This window comes from Photobacterium sanguinicancri, from assembly GCF_002265265.1.
GTDB classification, from domain to species: Bacteria; Pseudomonadota; Gammaproteobacteria; order Enterobacterales; family Vibrionaceae; genus Photobacterium; species Photobacterium sanguinicancri.
In genome coordinates this window covers 1-1415 of sequence record NZ_NOIF01000360.1, presented here as the reverse complement: position 1 = coordinate 1415, position 1415 = coordinate 1, and the positions used below count along the sequence as shown (strand labels likewise).

The following is a 1415-nucleotide window of genomic DNA, read 5'->3' as shown; positions in this document are numbered from 1 at the left end:
ATCTACTTATCTATTTATCTACACACTTAATTATCGAGTTGGATATGAGATTCAACTTGTGTGAACAATGTAACAAAACGCTTTATACACTATAAATTTCACAAATATAGATGCACACCTGAAAACCAAAACCTAACATTGCATAAATACGCCTAGATAATTATGAGCCTAAGCGCATATCATGCCTTACAGATATAAAACAGTGTTTATAATAAACCAAACAACATTCACTTTAACGAAATTGGCTAAGACCCAAAAACAGAAGCCAGTTTTGTTAATTATTATAAGGCGCATTTGACACTCTTTTTCATAAATTCAAATGCTTAATAAAATCATAAAGAGGATTCATAATGAAAAAGCTATCAATCATAGTATTAGCAAGTATCGGTATATTCGGATGTAACATGGCAATCGCAGCTAATAACAATATTGAACAAACAGAAGCACAAGCAGCACCTAGTGTAAGTGTTGACCCAGCAAAGGACTTCCTATCCCAATTAGGCCTGTCACAAAGTGATATTGAAATGCTCTATAAATATCACCGCAATACCGTGATGTCTGAGTTCAGAAATAGAGATAACCTTTTGTTTGGTAATGTTGTTCCACTGAATAACACATCATTTATGCCAGCAAATACAATTGGTAATCTGGAAGTCGGTGCAAGGTATCATTTAGTCAATTGGGATCAGCAATCAATCGCTGAGTTTAAAGATACACTAGGTCGTGTTGTATTCTTAATGAACACACCTGAATTTAGCCGTGACTTTAATCGTAGTCTTTTCACGGTCAAATCCCATAGTTCTGAGAATGTCTTAATTCCCAGCAGTTATGATCAGTTAAAAAGTTATGTAAATCGCACTGCTGAAAATAGCGGAAACCATATAAAAGCCTATGTATCAAACTCTCATACAAAAACGGCATGGGGCACAAATGGACTTATCATCCAAATTGAAGAATCTGGTATCAACGCGGCTCAAGTCGCTCATGAAATGATGCATGCCGTCGGTTTCGCGCATGATGGTAAATATACCGGATGGAATGACAATATCCCCTATTTTGTGCAAACCATTATCTCTATGAACGAAAGTGCATCAGATATTTGTTCTGATGGGCATTCTACGTGTCGTGGGCAAACAATTCATTGGGGACAAATATATGACAGCACTTACAATCACACCTACCGCCCTGCGAATCAAGAAGCGGTCGCATTATTAGGCAAATACTTTAACCACGTAAGTTAGTATCTTATAACTAGGTAGCCAAAATGAAAAAAAGCCCCAGCATTTCTGCTAGGGCTTTCTTCAATATGGAGGCGCGTCCCGGAGTCGAACCGAGGTCCACGGATTTGCAATCCGCTGCATAGCCACTCTGCCAACGCGCCATATTGTGTTGCTCTACTCAATATCGCCTATGGT

At 38.2% G+C, this 1415-nt stretch carries 1 protein-coding gene and 1 tRNA gene; one reads left to right on the top strand and one right to left on the bottom strand.

Going from position 1 to position 1415, the window contains the following annotated elements; genetic code table 11:
• Nucleotides 1–350: 350 nt before the first annotated feature.
• On the top strand, nucleotides 351–1241 hold the full coding sequence (locus ASV53_RS24020) for a hypothetical protein (RefSeq protein WP_094958992.1): 891 nt from the start codon (nucleotides 351–353) through the stop codon (nucleotides 1239–1241).
• A gap of 66 nt (nucleotides 1242–1307) precedes the next feature.
• On the opposite strand, the gene ASV53_RS24015 is transcribed toward ASV53_RS24020, so the two are convergent.
• Nucleotides 1308–1381, bottom strand: a tRNA-Cys gene (locus ASV53_RS24015).
• Nucleotides 1382–1415: the final 34 nt, after the last annotated feature.